Annotated in this window: 16 protein-coding genes; 7 read left to right on the top strand and 9 right to left on the bottom strand. The window is 50.1% G+C overall.

Going from position 1 to position 20,583, the window contains the following annotated elements; genetic code table 11:
- The first annotated feature begins 95 nt into the window (after nucleotides 1–95).
- On the top strand, nucleotides 96–1,490 hold the full coding sequence (locus tag ACTZWV_RS07895; RefSeq protein WP_444786021.1) for an alanine/glycine:cation symporter family protein: 1,395 nt from the start codon (nucleotides 96–98) through the stop codon (nucleotides 1,488–1,490).
- Here the strand turns inward: ACTZWV_RS07895 and ACTZWV_RS07890 are convergent.
- Complete coding sequence (locus tag ACTZWV_RS07890; protein WP_444786020.1) at nucleotides 1,487–1,795, bottom strand: YebG family protein; 309 nt, start codon at nucleotides 1,793–1,795, stop codon at nucleotides 1,487–1,489. The two genes, ACTZWV_RS07895 and ACTZWV_RS07890, sit on opposite strands and share 4 nt — an antisense overlap.
- Nucleotides 1,796–1,990: 195 nt before the next feature.
- Here ACTZWV_RS07890 and ACTZWV_RS07885 point away from each other — a divergent pair, with 195 nt between their 5' ends.
- From ACTZWV_RS07885 to ACTZWV_RS07860, 6 genes are all read left to right on the top strand, one after another.
- Nucleotides 1,991–3,292 carry an anti-phage deoxyguanosine triphosphatase gene (locus ACTZWV_RS07885; RefSeq protein ID WP_444786019.1) on the top strand — a complete coding sequence of 434 codons (1,302 nt, stop codon included), beginning with the start codon at nucleotides 1,991–1,993 and terminating at the stop codon, nucleotides 3,290–3,292.
- A gap of 26 nt (nucleotides 3,293–3,318) precedes the next feature.
- Entirely contained in the window at nucleotides 3,319–4,362 is a 1,044-nt protein-coding gene (locus ACTZWV_RS07880) for a patatin-like phospholipase family protein (RefSeq protein WP_444786018.1), read from the top strand.
- A gap of 122 nt (nucleotides 4,363–4,484) precedes the next feature.
- Complete coding sequence (locus tag ACTZWV_RS07875; RefSeq protein WP_444786017.1) at nucleotides 4,485–5,096, top strand: hypothetical protein; 612 nt, start codon at nucleotides 4,485–4,487, stop codon at nucleotides 5,094–5,096.
- Between the two features lies 1 nt (nucleotide 5,097).
- Nucleotides 5,098–6,195, top strand: a complete 1,098-nt coding sequence (locus ACTZWV_RS07870) for a rhomboid family intramembrane serine protease (RefSeq protein WP_444786016.1) — start codon at nucleotides 5,098–5,100, stop codon at nucleotides 6,193–6,195.
- Between the two features lie 35 nt (nucleotides 6,196–6,230).
- On the top strand, nucleotides 6,231–6,626 hold the full coding sequence (locus ACTZWV_RS07865; protein ID WP_444786015.1) for an MAPEG family protein: 396 nt from the start codon (nucleotides 6,231–6,233) through the stop codon (nucleotides 6,624–6,626).
- Nucleotides 6,627–6,778: 152 nt separating this feature from the next.
- Nucleotides 6,779–8,086 carry an MFS transporter gene (locus tag ACTZWV_RS07860; RefSeq protein WP_444786014.1) on the top strand — a complete coding sequence of 436 codons (1,308 nt, stop codon included), beginning with the start codon at nucleotides 6,779–6,781 and terminating at the stop codon, nucleotides 8,084–8,086.
- 60 nt (nucleotides 8,087–8,146) lie between these two features.
- On the opposite strand, the gene ACTZWV_RS07855 is transcribed toward ACTZWV_RS07860, so the two are convergent.
- From ACTZWV_RS07855 to tssH, 8 genes are all read right to left on the bottom strand, one after another.
- Nucleotides 8,147–8,581: a hypothetical protein gene (locus tag ACTZWV_RS07855; protein ID WP_444786013.1), complete on the bottom strand. Its 435-nt coding sequence runs from the start codon at nucleotides 8,579–8,581 to the stop codon at nucleotides 8,147–8,149.
- 11 nt (nucleotides 8,582–8,592) lie between these two features.
- On the bottom strand, nucleotides 8,593–12,939 hold the full coding sequence (locus tag ACTZWV_RS07850) for an RHS repeat-associated core domain-containing protein (protein WP_444786012.1): 4,347 nt from the start codon (nucleotides 12,937–12,939) through the stop codon (nucleotides 8,593–8,595).
- A 5-nt stretch (nucleotides 12,940–12,944) separates the two neighbouring features.
- Nucleotides 12,945–13,922: a hypothetical protein gene (locus ACTZWV_RS07845; protein WP_444786011.1), complete on the bottom strand. Its 978-nt coding sequence runs from the start codon at nucleotides 13,920–13,922 to the stop codon at nucleotides 12,945–12,947.
- The gene (locus tag ACTZWV_RS07840) at nucleotides 13,919–14,968 is read right to left on the bottom strand and encodes a hypothetical protein (RefSeq protein WP_444786010.1); all 1,050 of its coding nucleotides are present in this window, start codon (nucleotides 14,966–14,968) and stop codon (nucleotides 13,919–13,921) included. The genes ACTZWV_RS07845 and ACTZWV_RS07840 overlap by 4 nt, the downstream gene beginning before the upstream one ends.
- Nucleotides 14,969–14,973: 5 nt before the next feature.
- On the bottom strand, nucleotides 14,974–15,267 hold the full coding sequence (locus ACTZWV_RS07835; RefSeq protein WP_173500713.1) for a PAAR domain-containing protein: 294 nt from the start codon (nucleotides 15,265–15,267) through the stop codon (nucleotides 14,974–14,976).
- Nucleotides 15,268–15,305: 38 nt separating this feature from the next.
- A complete protein-coding gene (gene tssI / locus ACTZWV_RS07830) occupies nucleotides 15,306–17,120 on the bottom strand; it encodes a type VI secretion system tip protein TssI/VgrG (protein WP_444786009.1) in 1,815 nt (604 codons plus the stop codon).
- Nucleotides 17,121–17,215: 95 nt separating this feature from the next.
- Nucleotides 17,216–17,695, bottom strand: a complete 480-nt coding sequence (locus ACTZWV_RS07825) for an Hcp family type VI secretion system effector (RefSeq protein ID WP_305551001.1) — start codon at nucleotides 17,693–17,695, stop codon at nucleotides 17,216–17,218.
- A 290-nt stretch (nucleotides 17,696–17,985) separates the two neighbouring features.
- Nucleotides 17,986–20,583: a type VI secretion system ATPase TssH gene (gene tssH, locus ACTZWV_RS07820; RefSeq protein WP_444786008.1), complete on the bottom strand. Its 2,598-nt coding sequence runs from the start codon at nucleotides 20,581–20,583 to the stop codon at nucleotides 17,986–17,988.

Genomic DNA, 20,583 nt, shown 5'->3' with positions numbered 1-20,583 from the left:
GGCAGCGGCGGCTTTACTATAATTTCTTGTTTCTGTTGCCATTACACAGTAGTCTTGCAGCATTTAATGGCCGTCCATACCGCTGAAGTTAACGCATGACTACCGATTTTTCGTTTCAACACGCTTTTGAGAGCCTGACGTCAAAGCTTGCTGCTGTAGTGTTTTACGCCTTTGACATTAATGGTATCGCCATTCCGATGGTACTGATTTGGCTGATCAGCGGTGCCCTGGTATTCACCTGCTACCTTGGTTTTATTAACGTGCGGGGCTTTGGCCATGCTATCCGTTTACTGAAAAACAATAAGCGCAGCAGCGAAACAGGTGAGATCACACCATTTCAGGCGCTGAGTACTGCTCTGTCCGGCACTGTGGGTACCGGCAATATTGCCGGCGTGGCAGTGGCTATCAGCCTGGGTGGCCCGGGCGCGACCTTCTGGATGATTGTTGCCGGCCTGCTCGGCATGTCGACCAAGTTTGTTGAATGCACCCTGGCGGTAAAGTACCGGCAAATAAATGCTGACGGCAGCGTGTCGGGTGGCCCGATGTATTATATCAAAGCCGCATTGGATAAATTTAACCTGCCATTTGCCGGTACTGTACTGGCAATGGCTTTTTCGGTGTTCGTTATATTCGGCTCTGCCGGTTTTGTGCATGTTAATCAGGGCTTTGTCCAGGTTAAAACCGTAACCGGCTTTGATAACGCCTGGTTGTTTGGCAGCATCTATGCTGCCTTGGTTGCTGCGGTGATTATTGGTGGTATTAAAAGTATTGCCCGGGTTACCAGTAAATTAGTGCCACTGATGTGTGGCATTTATTTGTTGGCATCGTTAATTGTGATGTTAACCCATGCCAGCACTATTCCGGCGGCATTATGGCTGATAGTACAAGGCGCCTTTACTCCGGAAGCCGGCTACGGCGGCTTTATTGGGGTACTTATTCAGGGTTTTCGCCGCGCGGCCTATTCTAATGAAGCCGGTATTGGCTCCTCACCTATTGCCCATGCTGCAGCACAAACCAAAGATCCGGTAAGCCAGGGCTTTGTTGGCCTGTTGGAGCCTTTTATTGATACCGTCGTTATTTGTACTATTACGGCCCTGGTTATTATTCTAACCGGCGCTTATCAAACCCCGGGCTTAGACGGCGTGCAAATTACGTCCGGTGCTTTTGCATCGGTGTTCAGCTGGTTTCCGTGGGTGTTAATGGTGGCGTTGTTGCTGTTTGGTTTTTCCACCGTGATCAGTTGGTCATATTACGGTATGACCGGTTGGCGCTATCTGGTGGGCCAGGACAAACGCCTGACACAGCTGTATAAAGTGCTGTTTTGTTTCATTGTATCTATGGGCGCGGTACCCAATGTAATGGCAGTGTTCAATTTTATCGACTCAATGATTTTCTTAATGGCAGTGCCGAATATTCTGGCGTTATATCTGCTGTTACCCGAGGTAAAAGCAGATCTTAAGGCCTATTGGCAAAAACAGCAGGCGCGTTAAGCGGCCTGCTCTACTGCGGCAATTTTAGTTTTCGCTGTCTTTTCTGTTTTATCCACTTTGCCGGCTTTAACGGCCGGCTTTTTGGCACCCAGAGCTACCAGTAAGTTGTCTTTTTGTTGCGCCATATACAGTGCCAGCGCTTCTGTTAACTGCTCGTCGGCGATCAGAGTGCTGCCAGCTAAAAAGTGCGTCAGTTCATCAGCGGTATCAAGCATTTTGTCATAAGCATCGGCTTCCGCTTTAGAAGTAAAAGTCATCTTTTCTGCTCCGTTTCTTTCTACTACGTACTTAATAATAACAGCCATGGCGTTTCCCCCTGATTAATTTACTGTTATTTTATACAGTATAAAAACCGGCTTGTCGAACGCTTTTTTAAACAGGGTTTATCACTTTTACCACTATAGTCGGGCTCGAAGTTTAACCGCAGTTGGCGTACTATAGCGCATATCAGTATGCCATCGCGCTTTATGCTTTAGCTGTTTGAATTAACAAGGAATACTATGTTACATCCTCTTTGGTCGGAACGGCGCTCCGGCACCGGCAGCAGCAGGCCCGGCGATCAGCGCAGCCCCTGGCAACGCGACCGCGCCCGTATTTTGCACTCGGCCGCATTTCGCCGCTTACAAGCCAAAACGCAAATACTCGGCATTGGCCAGAACGATTTTTACCGCACGCGGTTAACTCATTCGTTGGAAGCGGCACAAATTGGTACCGGTTTAGTCAGCCAATTACGCGCCAAAGTCAGTAACACAGAGATCAGTAACATAGAGTTAAGCTATTTACCCGATGACAGCCTGATGGAAGCGCTGTGTTTAGCGCATGATATCGGCCATCCGCCCTTTGGTCATGGCGGCGAAACGGCACTTAACTTTAAAATGCTGCACGCCGGTGGTTTTGAGGGCAACGGCCAGACATTACGTATAGTAGCCAAGTTAGAACCCTATACCCTGCAGCATGGCATGGATTTAGCGCGGCGTACCTTATTGGGTTTACTAAAATATCCGGTGTTGCAACCGGATTTGCGCCGGCAAACCTTGCCCGATACGAACCCGCTGAATTTAACGCCATGGCAGCCGGCCAAAGCCATTTTTACTGCCGATGCCGATATCCTGCAGTGGATTTTAGCGCCGCTCAGCGAAGCCGACCGTGCTCTGTTTCAAAGCACAGAGCAATTGGATAAGTCACCCTATATTAAATCACGCTATAAATCGCTGGATGCCTCCATTATGGAACTGGCCGATGATATTGCTTATGGTGTGCATGATTTGGAAGACGCCATAGTACTGGGTAATATCAGCCAGGCTCAGTGGCAGCAGCATACCGGCGATGAATGGGCTGCCCTGCCGCAACAGCTGCAACCCTTGATGCAGCAAATCAGCGAGGCCTTGTTCAGCAATCAGCATCACCTGCGAAAAGATGCTATCGGCTCGTTGGTGAACCTGCTGATCAGTGCAGTAACGCTGTCAGAAGTGCTGCCACAAGCCGAAGAACCGTTGGTGCGCTATAACGCAACTCTGGCGGCAGCACCATTGGCTATTTTGCAATGTTTAAAGCAGGTAGTGTATCGCTGTGTGATCTTAAAGCCGGATATTCAGCAATCACGCTTTCGCTGTCAAAATATGCTTATGGCGCTGTTTGATGCCTTCAGCTCTGACCCGGCGCGGCTGTTGCCGGCCAATACGCAACTGCGCTGGCAGCAAGCAGAAGATGAACTGAAAATCCGCGTAATTTGCGACTATATCTCCGGCATGACCGATGATTACGCCGAACATATGTATCGCCGGCTTTATGCCACCGTTTAAGCGTTAACTTACAGGTATTTCAGCTTTTGACACACACAGCACTGCGGGTACTGGCGGGACCAACGGCCCTGGCACATATTAAACAGCATGGCCTGCAACAGGCCGATATTAATGTAATGGTGGGTGCCAGTGGCGGCCCGAAATGGTTTTGTTTATTTGGCCTGGATCAGTATTTATTCGGTGAGTTTTTTGCCGGTCGTGACAAGCCGCTGCATATTCTCGGCAGTTCGGCCGGGGCCTGGCGCTTTGCCTGTTTTGCCCAAGCCGATCCTGTGGCGGCATCACAACGTTTTTGCCGGGCTTACGCGCATATTACTTACCCCAAAGCAGCCAATACTCAGCTGATTACGCAAATTTCCGCCGGCATCATTAACGACGTATTCCCGACGGAGCAGCATTTACAGCAGGTATTGGATAACCCTACAGTTAAACTTAACCTGGTGGTAGCCAAAGCACGGCGTTTATCTGCAGCGCGCAGCAAACTGCTGCAAGCCGGTGGTCTGACTCTGGCCGCAGGAGCCAACCTGATTGGCCGTAAGCATTTACAGCATTTTTTTCAACGCGTGTTATTCCATGTTGCCGGCGAGAGCTCGCCGTTTCATTACGCCGGCGTATTACCTACGCAGCATGTTGCGCTAAGCCCTGACAACCTGCGTCAGGCCGTATTGGCCAGTGGTACTATTCCTATGGTACTAAACGCAGTGGAAAATATCGCCGGTGCCGGCCCGGGCTTATACTATGACGGCGGCGTAACCGACTACCATTTCGACCTGCCGTTCAGTGATAGTGGCCTGGTGCTGTATCCGCACTTTTATCCGCGCCTGACACCCGGTTGGTTTGATAAAGCCCTAACATGGCGCAAGGCCAACCCGGCGCATTTGCATAATGTGGTGCTGTTGTGCCCGACAGACAGCTGGGTTAAATCTTTGCCGTTTGGCAAAATTCCTGATCGAAATGATTTTAAACTGCCGGACACCATCAGAATTGATTATTGGCAACAGGTGATAGCACGCTCGCATGAACTGGCCGATGCATTAAAGCACGGTAATTTTGCGTTGGAAGCCCTGTAGCAGCTTGAGATCTGTATAAAAAAAGCGCAGTTAACAGCACCTGATAGTCTAACAGCTGTAACTGCCCGGCGCTTTCAGGTTACACTTGCGTCACTTTTAATTCACCGCAACAAGGCACAGCTATGCCCGCCCGCGATCCGCTAACGAATACGGTACAAGTGGTTGAGTCCAACCAAAGACGCAACCTCAGCAAAGCCATACCGCTGCAGCAAGGCGAAATATCTAACCTGAGCTTTTGGATTAGCCAGGTATCTATGATCATCGCCACTATCTTAGGTGTGTATCTGGCAGCGCAGCAAGGTTTGCGCCAGGCCGTGGTGTTTGAACAACTTCAAAGCGACAAAAGTAACTACTACCTGCGTAAGTCATTACAGCACGAGCTCAGTGACAACCTGCAGCTGATTAAAGACTTCACCGAACAAATTAAAGGTGTTGGCGCGCACAATATTAAACGCCATGCCCTGGTGCTGGACACCTTTGTTTGGGAGAGCATGAAGTTCTCCCCAGCCACTTTGGAAACGCCGTCAGCATTGCTAAGTGAAAGCCGTAAGTTCTACCGCGAAGTTAATGATATTCACAATAAAATTCAAAGCAGCTTTTACAGCACCCATCATGGAACCAAGCTGTTATTGGCACAAGTAGAACATATGGAAACCGCAGTACTGCCGATGTTTGAAGCAGACACCAGTGAGCTGAAGCAAGCGCTGGCGGATCAGGATGTAGAGGTAGATTAAGGTGAGCAGAGTACAGTTATATTGCCCTTGTTGTCAGGCTCAGTCACTACAAACGGTCGATCTGCATGGTCAGCAGGTAGACCGCTGCCAAAAGTGTAACGGCTTGTGGTTTGACGACAAAGAATTGAGCGACGCCATAGCACACGGCTCTGAGTTAACCGATGCGTATTGTGTAAAACAAGGCTTTGGCGAAGAACTGGAGCAACATCAGTATCATTGCCATCGCTGTAATAAACAAATGCAGCAGTTTCACCTGTTAAAAGATTATCAGGTAACCCTGGATAAATGCAGCCGCTGCGATGGTATTTGGGTAGATGGTGATGAAGCAGAGCAAGTACTGGCCGCACCTAAGCTACAAGCGGCTTTGGCTGAGCTGAATAAAAAAGTCTGTGCTAAAAGCTGGCTGTTTCAGTTTTTTACCCAGATGCCGAAAGAGTACAATATTAAACCACACCGCACTCCGGTTATCACCTGGACATTGCTGGCACTGAATATTCTGATCTACCTGCTGTACGGTTTTGACGATAACGCTACCCAATGGGTATTCAGCCATTTCGCAATCGACTCTGTTTTAATACTGGATGGCCAACAATGGTGGAGCCTGCTTAGCTATCAGTTTTTACACGGCGGTATGTTGCATTTGGCCGGCAATATGTATTTCCTCTGGATCATTGGTGACAACCTGGAAGATGCGCTGGGGCCATGGAAGTTTCTCGCAGTTTACTTACTCTGTGGTGTTGCCGCCGCGCTGGTAGAAATGCTGATGTGTTATCTGGTCGATCGCGATTTACTCATGGTAGGTGCCAGTGGTGCAGTTGCCGGTTTATTCGGCATGTATTTACTCTGGTTCCGCCATGCCAGCCTGACTTTTATGTTTGTAGTGTGGCAGAAAAAGCTTAACCCGGCCTGGTACTTCGCTATCTGGGCTGCGCTTAATATCTTTGGTTTACTGTCAGAGGATTTAAGCGTAGCGTACTGGGCACACTTAGGTGGTTTGGCTGCAGGTTTAGTCGTTGGTGTATTGCTGAAAGACAAAGTAATGGCGCAAAACCCGCTACTGCAGTTGCTGCAACAACCTCATGCCAAAATACTGCGTTAACACTATTTCAGGCCGGGCCTGTAACGGAGCGAATTATGACAACCCCTTTACTACTAACACTGTTTATCGCGATGTTACTGCCCTTTTTAGCCAAAGCGCCTTTGGCCTTTGCGATGCAAAAATCCGGCGGTTATGACAACCATAACCCCAGAGCACAGCAAGCTACGCTACAAGGCTTTGGCCAGCGCGCCAACGCCGCTCACTACAACAGCTTTGAAGCCTTAATAATTTACGCTTGTGCGGTGTTTAGTGGCGTGGGGTTAAATGCCGTAGATGAAACTACAGTAACCTTAGGTTGGGTGTTTATCGCCAGCCGCATAGCCTACCTGGTATGCTACTGGCTGGACTACGCTACCACCCGCTCGCTAATGTGGCTAATCGGTATAGTGTCAGCATTTAGTATTGCAGGACGGGCACTGTTGGCAGGCTAAAAGCAGAAGTTAAACAACGGATTTAACAGAACACGACCTGTCTGTTTACCGACCAGACAGCAAACCCCTGACCCATTTGTTATTTTCCTGCGGGGAAATGGCTTGCCTGACATACCATGAAGAACTACATTTAAGTTATTGATTTATTTAAAATGAGCTCCCCCGTGTTTTTCAGGCAGGCGTTGTTACCCATTTCATCGTTGTTTATATCAATTGCCTTTCTGGCCACTGGCTACGGCATGCTGATGACCTATATCGGGCTGTATTTAAAGCAGGCCGGCCTGTCGGAAATGGCCATTGGTATAATTAACTCAGCATTTTTTCTGGGCGCCCTGTTGGCGGCGGTTTTTAGCCAGAAGCTGATAGTCACGGTGGGACATGCCCGCAGTTTTTCGGCCTTTTCTGCGGTAATGGTAATGGCCTTCCTTGGCCATACTTTACATTATGATCCCTGGTTTTGGGCTATATTACGTTTACTGTCTGGCTTCGCCTTTTACGCGCTGCTTATAGTGCTGGAAAGCTGGCTCAATGAAAAAAGCAGCCAGCATGACAGGGGCCGGGTTTTAGCGGTGTACACGGTAGTGTTTTTTATGGCTACCGCCCTGGGCCAGCTAATTTTAAGCCTGAACGTAACATCACATCTGGTGTTTGTGCTGGGCTCAGTGCTGGTACTGGCGTCACTGTTTCTAGTGGCTATTACCCGTATCAGTCAGCCGGTGTTGCAACCTTTTGAGCGCTACAGCATACCCAAGGTATTACATATTGCACCGCTCGCGCTGATAGGCAGCATAATTGGCGGCTTTTTTGTCGGCGCGTTTTACACCATGATGCCGGTATTGGTGCTGAATATATACCAGCAACAATCAGTTGTGGCGTCATTTATGGCAATTTCGATACTTGGTGGTTTAGTGGCGCAATGGCCTGTTGGCACCTTATCTGACCGCTATGGCCGGCGTAAGTTACTGGCTTGGGCCGGCTTATTTAGTGCTGCCATTTGTCTGCTACTCGCCCTGCTGGCGACGAAGATCTGGCTATTCTATTTACTTGGTTTTCTACTTGGCACCAGCCTGTTTAGTATTTATCCGCTTAGCGTGGCCCGCGCCAATGACAGATTGGACCACGGTAAAGATTTGGTTGAAATTAGCCGTAGTTTGCTGTTCGCCTATGGCATTGGCTCGTTTTTAGCCCCATTAGTATTGGGCGCAGTGTTAGGTATATCGGGCGGCCTGTTTTTCACCGTTTTAGCACTAGCCGCACTGTTATTGGGTAGCTACGCCTTAAGCGCAGAACGGATAGCCAATGAGCAGTTAAGTGTGTTTGTCGCCGTTCCGGCAGCCTCAGGGGCATCATTAGCACAAATGGACCCACGCCAGGATGAGCAATGGGTAGAAGCGCATAAACCGGACTATCCGCAGGAAACAGATGCTACCAAGCCTGCACCGGACAATGATAATTACTGATATCCATTACAGGTGAATTACGTTTGCCATGAAGCCGCCATTCACCTTGCCAGTGCTCTGTCAGGGAACCAATAATTCATCACCCGAACCACTGAGCATACCCCGACCATTAAAAACCATCCCCCCTATTTCCTGACAGATCTTGAAAACACATTCTTCGTGAGATGGATTATTCTCAAACCCAGGAGCAGAAACCACGCCGATCATCCACTTTGTACCCAGAACAACCTTTAATACCCGGTCCTTACCTTCTCGCTCTGGTATCCTGGAAAGGTAAGTATGAGTGGACATTACTAAGCGCGAAAAGTCATCTCCCGGTGCTTTTCTAACCTTGCTATTTAATACCAACCGGGAATTTCCCGCTTTCACTTCTACTGAGTCCCATTCAGGAGTGTTGCCCTTAACCACAACCTCGTCATCAGGAAAAAACTCTTTAACTATTTCTTTTACCCTCTGACTATCAAAAACCGGGCTATAAATTGTACAGTTATCCACAAATCACTCCTTTATTTTGGGCGTCCACCTGACCTGGATCTGCCACCAGTATGGCCTGTTTTATCATGTTTCCACCTATCTACCAATTGCAAGCGCTCAGTGTCTTCGTGATGGTGCCATGTCAAATCGGGTAAACGTGCATCACCCTTTCCAATTGAGGCAAGCTGCTCCTCAGTGAAGTTCATTTTAGCTTCCGGGTTTTCCTCTAAAAAGTCATTCAGTTGCCGAGTCGCATCTTTAAATTGGGCCGTATCACTAATCTCTGGCCCTTTTAACTCTTCAGGAATCTTAGCATCATACAACGAATCAAATTCAGGGAAGCCATCCTCATTAAAAGGAACGCCGGTAATAGGGTGTTTGTCGCCCGCCAAATGGCTATTAATTGGCTTCGACAGCTTGCTCTTTGTGGGCTTCGCTGGCTTACCGTCAGAAACCCAATCCTCAAAAGACCCCTTCCCTCCATTTGCCAACCAGGCCCGATATGCCATGTCATCTTGGAGGTCGGCTGTTTGCCAAACCTCACCATTGGGTCCAATGGCCCTATAAAGCAGCTCATCGCTATATTTGCTATAGGTTGTGCCGTCCGGCGCTACAATTTCCTCCAATGGACCACCTAACCCCGGACTGTATACCATTGCAGCCAAACCTGTAAGTGCCGCACTGGCTAAAGGCAGCACCCTTGTTACAGCAAAACGTTCCACTGCATAAATAGCATCATTTGCTGCAGCACCTGTAACTATCCGGCTAATCGTTGATGACACCGGAGACGTTAACGGTGATGTTGGTAAAGGTCTTGCTACCGCCGCACCGGCTAAAACAGCAGCCTCTTTACACGCTAACCCCAACGGATCTATCCAGTTGATATGGTTCGGTGCGTATTGGTAGTGGTTTATACCACCTAAAAGCCCTATCGGATCCTGGCTGATAAAGCGGCCGGTTTGTGGGTCATAGTACCTGAAATGGTTGTAGTGTAGTCCGCTTTCGTTGTCATAATACTGGCCCTGAAAGCGGATGGGGTTATCAATTTTATTAACCGTCACCGTGGCTTTGCCAAACACGCTGTAATGCGCCTGCCAGACAATATTGTTTTGGCTGTCGGTTAAGCTAAGCGGTGTGCCGAGTTGGTCTAATTGGTAAAAGTACAGCTGGCCTTGCTTAATCAGCGCCAGCGGTTTGTTGCTGTTGGGCTCAAAAATATACCAGCTGAATTCACCCTGGCAGTATTCACCAATAAGGGTGTTTCCTTCCCAGAGATAATCAGTACGGCCAGCGGCGGTTATCTTGGCACTGCGTCGGCCGAAAGCGTCATACTCGTAACGCGTTACACTATTACCACTGTTTGCGTTGCCACAACTTAATGCTGTTAACTGGTTAAAACCATTGAACTCGCGTTGCTGGCGTTTGCCGGGCGCTGTTGCACTGAGCTGATTGCCGCTGTCATCATATTGGTACTGGTTATCATGATAGCGCAGCAGGCGGTCTTGCTTTATCTCCAGCGCATCGCCGGCCGGGTTGCCAAAGCTGTCCCATTGTTGCTGCTCGCTTTGACTGCTGTCTGTGCTATGCGCTTTGCTAACCAGTTGATCAAGGTTGTTGTACTGATACTCAATGTCGCCTGTTTGGTTACCCGTTACTTTTAATAACTGATGCAAGCCACTGTACTGATACTGCCGTTGCTGCTGTGCAGTACTGTCGTCTGTATTGTGCTGCCACTGCTGAGCAGTCAGGCGACTAAAAGCATCAAACTGTTGCTTAAGTTGTAAACCACTGCTGTACTCGCGCGCAGTTTCACGCCCGGCGGCATCGAAGCTACGCCACAGTAGTGGCTGCTGGTTTAAAGCCAACTGCGACAGCAAGCCCTGGTCGTTGTAACGATAATCCAATATGCTACCATCCGGCAGCACTGTGCATTGCCGCCGCCCGGCAGCATCATAGTGGTGCAAGGTACGCCAGTCATCCTGCCACTGCTCGCTCAGTTGGCCATTACCATGATAACTAAAGCGCAATTTACGTTGCGCATTACTGGCGCGCAGTGGCCGCCCCAGTTTGTCATAGTGAAAATGGTTGCTGGCCAACTGCTGACCAAACAGTGCAGTTTGTTCAATAATGCGGCCGCGGCTGTCGCGTTTTAACCGCAGCTGACGCTTGCTGCCATCGCTGAGCGCGCTAACCTTGCCGTTTATATCATACTGGTACTGTTGTACACGGCCATCAAAACCCTGCAGCTTTACCGGTCGCTCCGCGCCGTCGTAATCCAATTGATAACACGCGCCGTCGCTGCGCGTAATAGCCGTAAGGTTACGCTCTTTGTCATACTCATAATTCAACGCGCTGCCATCAGCCTGTAATTGCTTAACCGGCTGGCTTAACCCTTCATACTGCCACTGTGTATGCTGTACCAACGCATTGTGCCAGCCGGTTAAACGGCCAGCTGCGTCATAACTGAAATGCTCCGTAACTGCCTGCTCCGGCTCGCTGTTGGCATAACTGCGCTGTGAGGTAATATTACCGCTGCTGTCGCGCTGGTATTCGGTTACCAAACCGGCTGCGTCTACTACGCCATTTAACCGGCCGAGTTTATCGTAGCTGAAACGACTTACCGCCTCCCCTTGCTTACGGGCGAGCAACTGGCCCTCATCATTCCATAAATAGTGCTCTGTGCGCCCATCGGCATGCTGCAGTTGAGTTAGCTGGCCATCCTGGTTGTACTGATAACGGCTGATGCTGCCATCAGGCCGGGTTTCGCTTTTTAATAAACCGCCGGCGCTGTATTCCCGCAGCCAGTGATGGCCTTCGGCGTCAGTAAAACCGGTGCGTTGGCCCAATTCATTGTATTGAAAATGGCTGATAGCCCCGTCTGCCTGCTCAACCGTGATCAGCTGCCCTACGTCATTAAAGTAATAGCGGGTTACACCACCGTCAGGTGCCGTTTCTGCACTTTTTTTACCCTGAGTGTTCCAACTGTAGAGCCAGGTGGCGCCGTCCGGCGCCACTTTTTTGATCAGTTGATTACGCTCGTTATGAAAATACTGCCAGCGCTGGCCACGGCTGTCCGTGCTGATAGTCAGCCGTTGGTTGTCATCGTAGTCAAACTGATAATCGTAATAACCGTCATCACCCCAGTTGCGGCTGCAGCGGGCCCCGGGGCCTTCGCCTTGCCAACTGAAATAATGCTTAAAGCCGCTGGCACGCTGGCGCTGTGTCAATAAATGGCCCTGATAAACGTATTGCTCTGTCTGGCCGGCGTGGTTTGTAGCCGCAATCAGATCGCGTTGCTCATCGTATTGATATTGCGCCAACATCACGTCCAGCGCTTTAAGGCCTTCAGCGGTTTGCTCTACGGCATCAATCCGGCTTAGTAAACCGGCGGCGTTGTAGTGCAGCTCTATGCCGCGCTTACGGGTGTAATCAATGCGGCTAAGCCGGCTGAAGCGGTCGTAATACAGCTGCAAATAGTTACCCAGGCTGTCAAAAATCTGGTGCAATGCCCAGCGCTGCGGCTGTTTAGCATCCACCTTCACCGGTACAAATACCCAGTGGGTATTGTCCGGCCGCAGCAGCACCTGGCTGCCATTTTCTTCGTGACGTAACGCCAGGCTCTCGCTCAATTGATAACTGGTGTGGCCGCGGGCAACCGGACTGAAAAGTAACCGCCGCCCCTCTTCATTGTGCAGTACTAACCGCAGCACCCCTTCGCCGTTTTGCTCAGCGATAATCTGCAAATGGAAATTACTGCGCCAACCAAAGCCGAAACCAATATTTTCATGGCTTTGACCGGAGCGATAAGTGCGCTTAAATTGCAGCGGCAAGGGGCCGGGCAAACTAAAATCGGTTAATTCCAATATCTCTTCACCGCTGCACATTGCCACCGGGTCGCCTTCAAAGGCCACATTGCTGTTAGGCGGTACTATTTTGTCTGCGCCATTGCTACCGGCACTGTTATTGGCGGCAGCCGTCTGGCTTTCATCTGTCGCCGGCTGCTGGCTTTTGCCCCCCGGGTTGTTGGTTTTAGTATCTGAGCGCGGCGTCTGGCTGGCGCCGCCAGCGCTGACCACCTCAACCGGCCTGGCTTGCTTCATGCTTAGCAGCAGTTCCCCCCCGGCGATAGCTTCTGCCAGGGTGCGGTACATCTGATCTTTGGCTGACTTAGCATTGCTATGCTGAGTTTTACCACTATGCAAGGCGTACACTTGGGCTAAATTGCCGAAAGTATTATTAAACGCCGGAAAATTGCCGCGCAAAAACTCTTCCGCCTGCACAACAGAGACAAAAGTTTGCACAGAACCACTGGCCTCTGCCGCGGTTTGGCTAAAGCACACCACAGTACCAAAGGTGTTTTTTATTTCTAAGCTGGCCATGCTGCTTACACTTCCTTGTTGTCAGATAACGCTGTCGCCGGGCTTAATACCGCAACAGCACGATATAAGCGGGCAGACAGTTCACACTGTAAAGTTAAACCGCCAAGGCGGCCTTTTTGCTGTGCCTGCATCAAATGCCACAGCCGGTATAAACCGCCGCAGGTGCCCAGCTCTCCGATGCTGTAGGACGGAAAGACAAAACCGGTTGCCTCTGTTACTGCACCATGTAAGTGATGATATTGCCCAAGCCAACGTGCACTGGCATCATCATCGCCGCTGTCGGGCAAATACAACTGCTGCAAAGGCTGCGCTACCTGATTAGCTACCTGCATAAATAATGCTGCCATTGCCGGATCATCCGCCATTGTCGCCGCAGGTGACGCATCACTGGCGCTGAAGACTAATCTGCTGCCGCCTACTCCTGCGGTTAAACACAGTGCCATAGCACCTTCAGACAGCACACCATTACAACTGTCTGATGCGGCATAATGCGACAGCATTGCTGCGCTGGCCAAACTATCCGCCGCCAGCAGCCAAACTGCCGTTTGCGTGCCCTGCTGCAATTGGCTGGCCGCAGCGGCCAATGCCATCAATACACCGGCACTGCCATAGGGAAAGACACGGCAATCTGCCGACTGCAGCAACTGCGGAAAACGCCGCATAATCATTTGCAATAATGTGTTCAGCTCGTTGTTATCGGTACCGGCGTATTCCGGCAACAGCAGATATACGGTTTCGTTTTGTTGCGGGCTGCCAGGCTGCGCCAGCAAATGTTGCAACAATGCCAACAGACGTTCATTGCGGCTCTCCTGCGCAGCGAAGGGTGTAACAAAAGCAACCGGAACAGTGATGTTCTGCCAGTTCATCAGCACCGGTGCCGGCGCAATAACATCCAGCGCCATTGCCTGCTGCGTTAACGGGGCCGCGCCCAACGTCATGGCAACCTTGGCGATTTGCAGCCCAACCGGCTGTGCCACATTCATAAGCGGCAACTCAGTGCATTGGCGTTTAATAAAGGCGTGCCGGCAGCGGCAAGGCTGCGATAACACGCCGCCAGTTGACGCTGCTGCTGATTCCCCCTTAACCATACATCATCAAGCTGCACGCTGTTAATATGGCCACCGCCCAGCTGGCGTGCATGGCCCTGCGCTAACTGAAAATCGGCTGTCGTTTTGGTTGCAGACAGCAGGCTGTCAGCCTCAGCGATACCCAGCAACAACGCAAGGCTGTCTGTCGCTGCCTCACGGCTGTCTTCGGCTTGTGCCAGCTCAAGCAACAACGGCACAAACTTCAACTGGCCGCTGTAACCCATGGCCGCTATGGCCTGATGGGCAGTGTTACCGGCATTACTCAGTTGATTAATAATGCGGCTTTGTACAGTGTCTGCGGCTGCGGCCATCAATAACATTAAAGCAGGCTCTGTAAGCTGCCCCGCTGCGGTTAACGCTGCTACCAGGGCGCTTTCATCTGTTTTATCTCCCAACAAACAGGCTGCCAAACGACACATTGGCAGCAATGGGCTGTGCGGCGGCAGCTGCCGCGCATAGCTTGTTAATGCCGGCAGTAAAGCCGTTTGCGCACTGCAAAGCAGATACCACAGAGCTTCAGCCGTACCTGCTGTTGGCGTAGTAAACGGGTTCAGCGTTAATTGCAGCCGTGTTGCTAACGCCCAGTTCAAAGCGGCATCGCCGTCATTGGCTTGTTGCAACTGCGTTGCCACGATTTGTTTTTGCCCGGGGCAGCGCCGGCTTTTTAACTCATGCAATAACAACCAGACGTCAGACGGCCGCGTAAAGCCGGCTAACTGTGTTAACGTCAGCTTTGCAGAGTTATCAGTGCCCAGTAGCCAGAGCAGCCAATCCGGCGCGCTGCTGTCAGTGCCGCAATCGGCAGCCAGCTGCACACAATCGGCTAACCGGTTATCATGCTGGCGCAATTGCGTAAAGCCGCTGTAACGACTTTGCGTTAGCGTTTGCCGCTGCTGCAGCAACAGCTGCAATTGTTGCTGTACATTCTCAACCAACAACATAACGTCTAACCGCCAATAAATACGGTAGGTACACCAACAACTATTTTGCCGCCATGAGCGGTATCGTCACCCAATCTGGCTGCATTTTTGCCATTAATGAATACAGTGGCAGAACCACCACTTATGGTATCCGGCGGGCCGATACACACCAGTTTATCGCCTTTACGTGCTGCCGGAATGCCGCAAATAGCCACATTGGGCGAGCCCTGTATTACCGGCCCGCCAACATGGGGTTTTGGCCCCGGGTCAACCTTAGGGCAAACGTGCATACAACCTATTACCGCTGCGGGTTTTGCCATTTGACGTGTCCTGTCTGCCTGAAGCGAGCTTACACCGCTTAGTTAATACTGACTTTGCTGCCTTTAATGGTGATGTTGACGCCTTTAATATCAATGGAGCCATCGCTCTTCATTGATATTGACGCTGCACCGGTTTTAATGGTGATAGCATCCCCGGCATCAATCAGCAGTTTTTTGCCCACTTTCAGGCTGTCATTACCATCCACAGTGTTTTTACGATCTTTATTCACTGTTTCGGTATCATTGCCTTTTACTGTGGTCAGGCGATCATTGCCCACCATGTCGGTCTGGTTGTTCTCAACCTGCAGCTCATAATCTTTCTCGGCATGCAAATACAGCAACTCTTCGCCTTTCTTATCTTCAAAGCGTAATTCATTAAAATTCGCTGCGCCGCCGCCTTTGCTGGAGCGGGTTTTAATACCGCTTTGCGTTTTGTCATCCGGTAAACTGTACGGCGGCATATGATCAGAGTTGTACACCGCACCGATAATTATCGGCTGATCCGGATCGCCATTTAAAAATTCAACCAGTACTTCCTGGTCCCGGCGCGGAAAGAAAAACGCGCCCCAATTTTTACCGGCCCAGTTCTGGCTAACCCGGATTGGACAAGAGCTTTCATGATCTTTAACGTCGCTGCGATCCCAGTGAAACTTTACGGTGACACGGCCCAGTTCATCGACCGAGATTTCTTCGCCGCCTTTGCAGGTTACTGTGGCGCTTTGTACGCCATTGATCAGTGGCTTGGCCAGGCTAAGATGCGGCCGGTAAGCAACGTCTTTAGGAACGCAGTAAAAGGTATTGCTGATTTGCTGTTGTGCTGTTTTCGCCGCTCCGGTTTGGCTGGCAATAGCCGCGGTTAACACGACTTCAGTTAATACATATTGCTTACCGGCTTCGGCTGTATCTTCATGCTCGGTCAGGGTAAAGGTTTTGCCAATACTGAAGCTTCTGCAGTTACCGGAGCCCTGGCGTCTGTCAATATCACGTTGCAAAGCTTCAAGCCGGATATCGGCAATATGTTTACTGCGCGGGTGGAACTCAGACTCAGCATCATAGTGAAACACTTCGTAGTCGGCGTGGCCGCTAACTAACTGGCCTTTATTGGCTTCACCTGTAGGTAACGCAGTAGGCTTCTTTAAATCAAAACCACGTTGCACATACTTACCGGGCGCCATGACCAGCGCTTTTTGCCAATGGTGAATATGTGCCTCGGCCAGGCTGCCGCTGTTAAACTTAACCTTAGCTTCAGCACAAGGCTCGTACGCGGTAGCTTTATCGGCCAATATCAGTTTGTGTGCGCTTTTGCTGTGTTCAAAGTAGTAAAAGATACCTTCTTGCTGCAACAGACGCTGAACAAAATCCAGATCGTTCTCTTCGTACTGCACTTTAAAGTCATAGTCGGGGTAACTACCCTGCACCTTTGCCGCTACATCAATTTTAACGCCATGCTCGCCGGCAATTTGCTCGACTATTTTCAACACATTTTTTTTGCGGAAAATGCGGCTGTTAACTTTGTGCTGCATGTACCAGGCAGCGGCCACCAGTTGCAAGCTGTAGTCGCGGTACTCTGCTTCTGCGGCTTCTTTACTGACCCTGGCCCCCAGAGCGGCAACATCAGCGACGATTGCGTGAATATAGCGCTGTTTTTTACCGCCCAGCTCCAGCGTAATGGTTACTTCTTTACCGATCAGCTCAGATGGTTTTATCTCGCGGCCATTGCCATAAACTTCAGCTTTTACACTGAACAGCTGTGACAGCCCTTCCCTGAATACAAACCGGGTTAAAATCAACGCATCTTTGCCAAGCGGCGTGTCGATTTTGATGCTGTTATTGTCCTGGGTTGCCTGTTGCATCCATTCGCCTCAACTGATTACTGGTAAGATGATCGGTAAAAAAGTAATACAAAAGAAAACTGGTGTGGCAAGCCACACCAGTTAACCGGTTTAGCTTACAGCTTAGAACCTTTAACGCCGCTGTAACCGTATACCAACGGTGCAGTAACGTTGTTTTTGTCGTCTGTAGGTGTAACAGTCATCATCAGCTCGGTGTAGCTGATAACAATAGTTTCTACCGGACGGTCGCCCGATACAGACATCTGATAGCTGCTGATCATCGCATCAGTTAATTCGATTTTCATGATCTCTTCCACTTTATCGCCTTGTTTGGTGATGTGGAATACCGCTTTCTGGCCTTTACCGATGGTAGCTTCTTTGAACAGGTCCGGAGACGCTTTGTCCTGCAGTTTAGTGATAACGATATCGTTTAAACGGGTAGCGCTGGCTTCACGGTCCATAGCGGTACCAGTGAATGAGCTCAGTTCACGCTGAGTGCCCCAGTCCATTGATAACACAGTGATCATGTCCTTGAACTCTTCAGCGGTCGTTTCACCTTTGATCGCGCCGTATTTCAGGTAGGTATTTGCTTGCATGCTATGCTCCTTTTGCATATTTAAACAGGTGCCCGATATTGGACATAAAGGTTAGCCCGGGTCACTAGTTAACCAGGACAAAACGTTAAAAACCACCATGGATACATAATAAAAGCAATATATTTAATGCTTGGTTACTATATAAACATAAACACTCAGTTAGTTTTTAAACTTTACAAATTATATCGCCAAACAAAACATTGACAACACATTATTAACTATTTAATTCGCTAATTTTTAACTTTTCTTGCTTGCCAGACACTTACTTTATCCGGCTGGCTATAAATTCATCACTGCACGTCATAACTAAAAGCGCCATCCTGCACATCTAAGGCTATGGCACTCACCGGCAATTGTTGCGCAACACGCTGTAAAATACGTACCGAAAGTTCCGGCAACAGCTGGTTTTGCAAAATATTATGAATGGTTCTGGCTCCCGAGCCGGCATCAAGGCATTGGCTTACAATCAGCTCTGTTACCTGTGGGCTGTAGCTGAAGCCGGCGCGGTAATTGCGGCTCAAACGCTTTTCAATCCGGCCCAGTTGCAAGCCGGTGATGATGGCTAACTTGTCGTTATCCAGCGGTAAATAGGGGATCAGGTTTAATCTGCCGAGAAAGGCCGGTTTAAACACCGCTAACAAATCATCTTTCAGGGCTTTGGCCAGGCCTGTAGTAGAGGGTGCAGTTTCCGGGTCTTCAAACAAGCGCATCGTAGTGTCGGTACCAACGTTTGACGTCATGATAATGATGGTGTTTTTGAAGTCGATATCACGGCCTTCACCATCTTTAATGGTGCCTTTATCAAATACCTGATAGAAAATATCCTGCACACCAGGATGGGCTTTTTCCATTTCATCAAGCAAAATCACGCTGTAAGGTTTACGCCGTACTGCTTCAGTTAACACGCCGCCTTCGCCGTAACCGACATAGCCCGGAGGCGAACCCAACAATAATGATACTTTATGCTCTTCTTTAAACTCTGACATATTAATGATAGTCAGTTGCTCTTCACTACCGTATACCTGCTCAGCCAATGCCAGTGCGGTTTCGGTTTTACCCACCCCGCTGGGGCCGGTTAACAGGAAGATACCGTTAGGCTTGCTCTCATCTGCCAGCTGCGCGCGCGAGGTTTGCACAGTGCGGGCAATCAGCTCCAGTGCATGATCCTGGCCAATAACCCGTTGCTGTAAGAAGGTATTTAAGGCCAGTACCGTGTTAATTTCATCGGCTTGCATTTTACCCAATGGAATACCGGTCCAATCTGAGATCACCTCAGCTACCAGCTCTTCGCTTACCTGCCAGTGCACCATAGGCTCAGTAATGGCGGCAAAATCCGCTTTTATTTGCTGTAAACGTGCCAGCAGCGGAGAATCGGCTACTTGCTCTTCCGCCGTTAACTGCTGTGTCAACTCGCGGGCTTCTGCCACCAGCGCTTTTTGCTGTTGCCATTGCTGCTGCAACGTATCCAGCAACTGCGTGGCCTGAACGTGTTTTTGCTGCAAAGCTTGTAACGCTTCGTGATGATTCACACCAAGACGCTGCTCACGCTGTAAAATATCCATTTCCTGCTGTAGCTGTGCCACCTTGCGTTGCTGATCTTCTACCGGGCCCGGCACAGCATCCTGGCTCATGGCGACACGGGCACAAGCGGTATCGAGTAAGCCCACGGCTTTATCCGGCAGCTGACGACCATTAATATAACGGTGCGATAAATTCACGGCCGCACGCAGCGCCAGTTCGGTAATAGATACGCCATGGTGCTGCTCCATCACCGGTAACAACCCCCGCATCATCACCACTGCCAGCTCCGGGCTGGGCTCTTCCACTTTGACCACCTGAAAACGCCGTGCCAGCGCCGCATCTTTTTCAAAGTACTTTTTGTATTCTGCCCAGGTTGTTGCCGCTATAGTCCGCAACTCGCCGCGCGCCAGTGCCGGTTTCAGCAAGTTAGCGGCATCGTTTTGGCCGGCCTGCCCACCGCTGCCTATCATGGTGTGGGCTTCGTCAATAAACAGGATCACCGGTGTGGCACTGTTGTTTACTTCTTTAATAACGTTTTTCAAGCGGTTTTCAAACTCGCCTTTCATACCGGCACCGGCTTGTAACAGCGCCAGGTCCAGTACCCGTAAGCTGATATTCTTCAATTTATCCGGGACTTCGCCGGCGACAATTTTCAATGCCAGGCCTTCTACTACCGCCGTTTTCCCCACACCGGCTTCACCGGTCAGTATCGGGTTGTTCTGCCGGCGTCGTGTCAGAATATCGATCATTTGGCGAATTTCGTCATCGCGGCCAACTATGGGATCTATCTTTCCCAACCGCGCCTGAGCGGTCAGATCTGTGGTGAACTGATCCAGCGACGGTGTTTTACCACCGGCTGTTTTAGCTGTCGCCGCCACACTGCCCTGCTGCTCTGCACTTTGCTGTGCCAGCTGTGGCCATACGCGCAGCAGCTCTGCCGTATCTATCTTATCCAGTGCGGGGACGCGCCGGCTCAGCAATGCTGCCATGCTATCGTCTTTGAGCAAGGTATAGATAACATAGGCTGAACGGATTTGCTGATCTGCAAATTCAATAGTGGTACTTAACCAACTGGTACGCAGTAAATTAATCAGTTGTACAGAAATACCGGGTAAGGCATTGTTACCGGTTTTCATCTGCTCCAGTGCTTGTTGCAACTGTTGCTTTACTGTATCGCCGGAAATGGCAAAGCTGCGCAGCAGCAACTGCATATCCCCGTCGGCCTGTTCCAACATGGCATCCAGCCAATGCTCAATTTCAACAGTGTAGTGGCTGCGTGATTGGCAGCGCGCCGTGGCCGCTTCCAAAGATTGACGGCTGGCCGGGTTTAGTTTTTCAACCAGACTTTTTAATGTTGTAGTAGACAT

The sequence above is a fragment of the Rheinheimera sp. NSM genome, assembly GCF_052380015.1.
Lineage (GTDB): Bacteria > Pseudomonadota > Gammaproteobacteria > Enterobacterales > Alteromonadaceae > Alishewanella.
Note: the sequence above shows the minus strand (reverse complement) of the source record. Positions and strands in the feature narration are given on the sequence as shown.

Bases quoted from the DNA above. Each gene is read 5' to 3' on its own strand.
- ACTZWV_RS07895 (WP_444786021.1), top strand. From the start codon at position 96: ATGACTACCGATTTTTCGTTTCAACACGCTTTTGAGAGCCTGACGTCA.
- ACTZWV_RS07890 (WP_444786020.1), bottom strand. From the start codon at position 1,795: ATGGCTGTTATTATTAAGTACGTAGTAGAAAGAAACGGAGCAGAAAAG.
- ACTZWV_RS07885 (WP_444786019.1), top strand. From the start codon at position 1,991: ATGTTACATCCTCTTTGGTCGGAACGGCGCTCCGGCACCGGCAGCAGC.
- ACTZWV_RS07875 (WP_444786017.1), top strand. From the start codon at position 4,485: ATGCCCGCCCGCGATCCGCTAACGAATACGGTACAAGTGGTTGAGTCC.
- ACTZWV_RS07865 (WP_444786015.1), top strand. From the start codon at position 6,231: ATGACAACCCCTTTACTACTAACACTGTTTATCGCGATGTTACTGCCC.
- ACTZWV_RS07860 (WP_444786014.1), top strand. From the start codon at position 6,779: ATGAGCTCCCCCGTGTTTTTCAGGCAGGCGTTGTTACCCATTTCATCG.
- ACTZWV_RS07850 (WP_444786012.1), bottom strand. From the start codon at position 12,939: ATGGCCAGCTTAGAAATAAAAAACACCTTTGGTACTGTGGTGTGCTTT.
- ACTZWV_RS07845 (WP_444786011.1), bottom strand. From the start codon at position 13,922: ATGAATGTGGCACAGCCGGTTGGGCTGCAAATCGCCAAGGTTGCCATG.
- ACTZWV_RS07840 (WP_444786010.1), bottom strand. From the start codon at position 14,968: ATGTTGTTGGTTGAGAATGTACAGCAACAATTGCAGCTGTTGCTGCAG.
- ACTZWV_RS07835 (WP_173500713.1), bottom strand. From the start codon at position 15,267: ATGGCAAAACCCGCAGCGGTAATAGGTTGTATGCACGTTTGCCCTAAG.
- tssI (WP_444786009.1), bottom strand. From the start codon at position 17,120: ATGCAACAGGCAACCCAGGACAATAACAGCATCAAAATCGACACGCCG.
- ACTZWV_RS07825 (WP_305551001.1), bottom strand. From the start codon at position 17,695: ATGCAAGCAAATACCTACCTGAAATACGGCGCGATCAAAGGTGAAACG.
- tssH (WP_444786008.1), bottom strand. From the start codon at position 20,583: ATGTCTACTACAACATTAAAAAGTCTGGTTGAAAAACTAAACCCGGCC.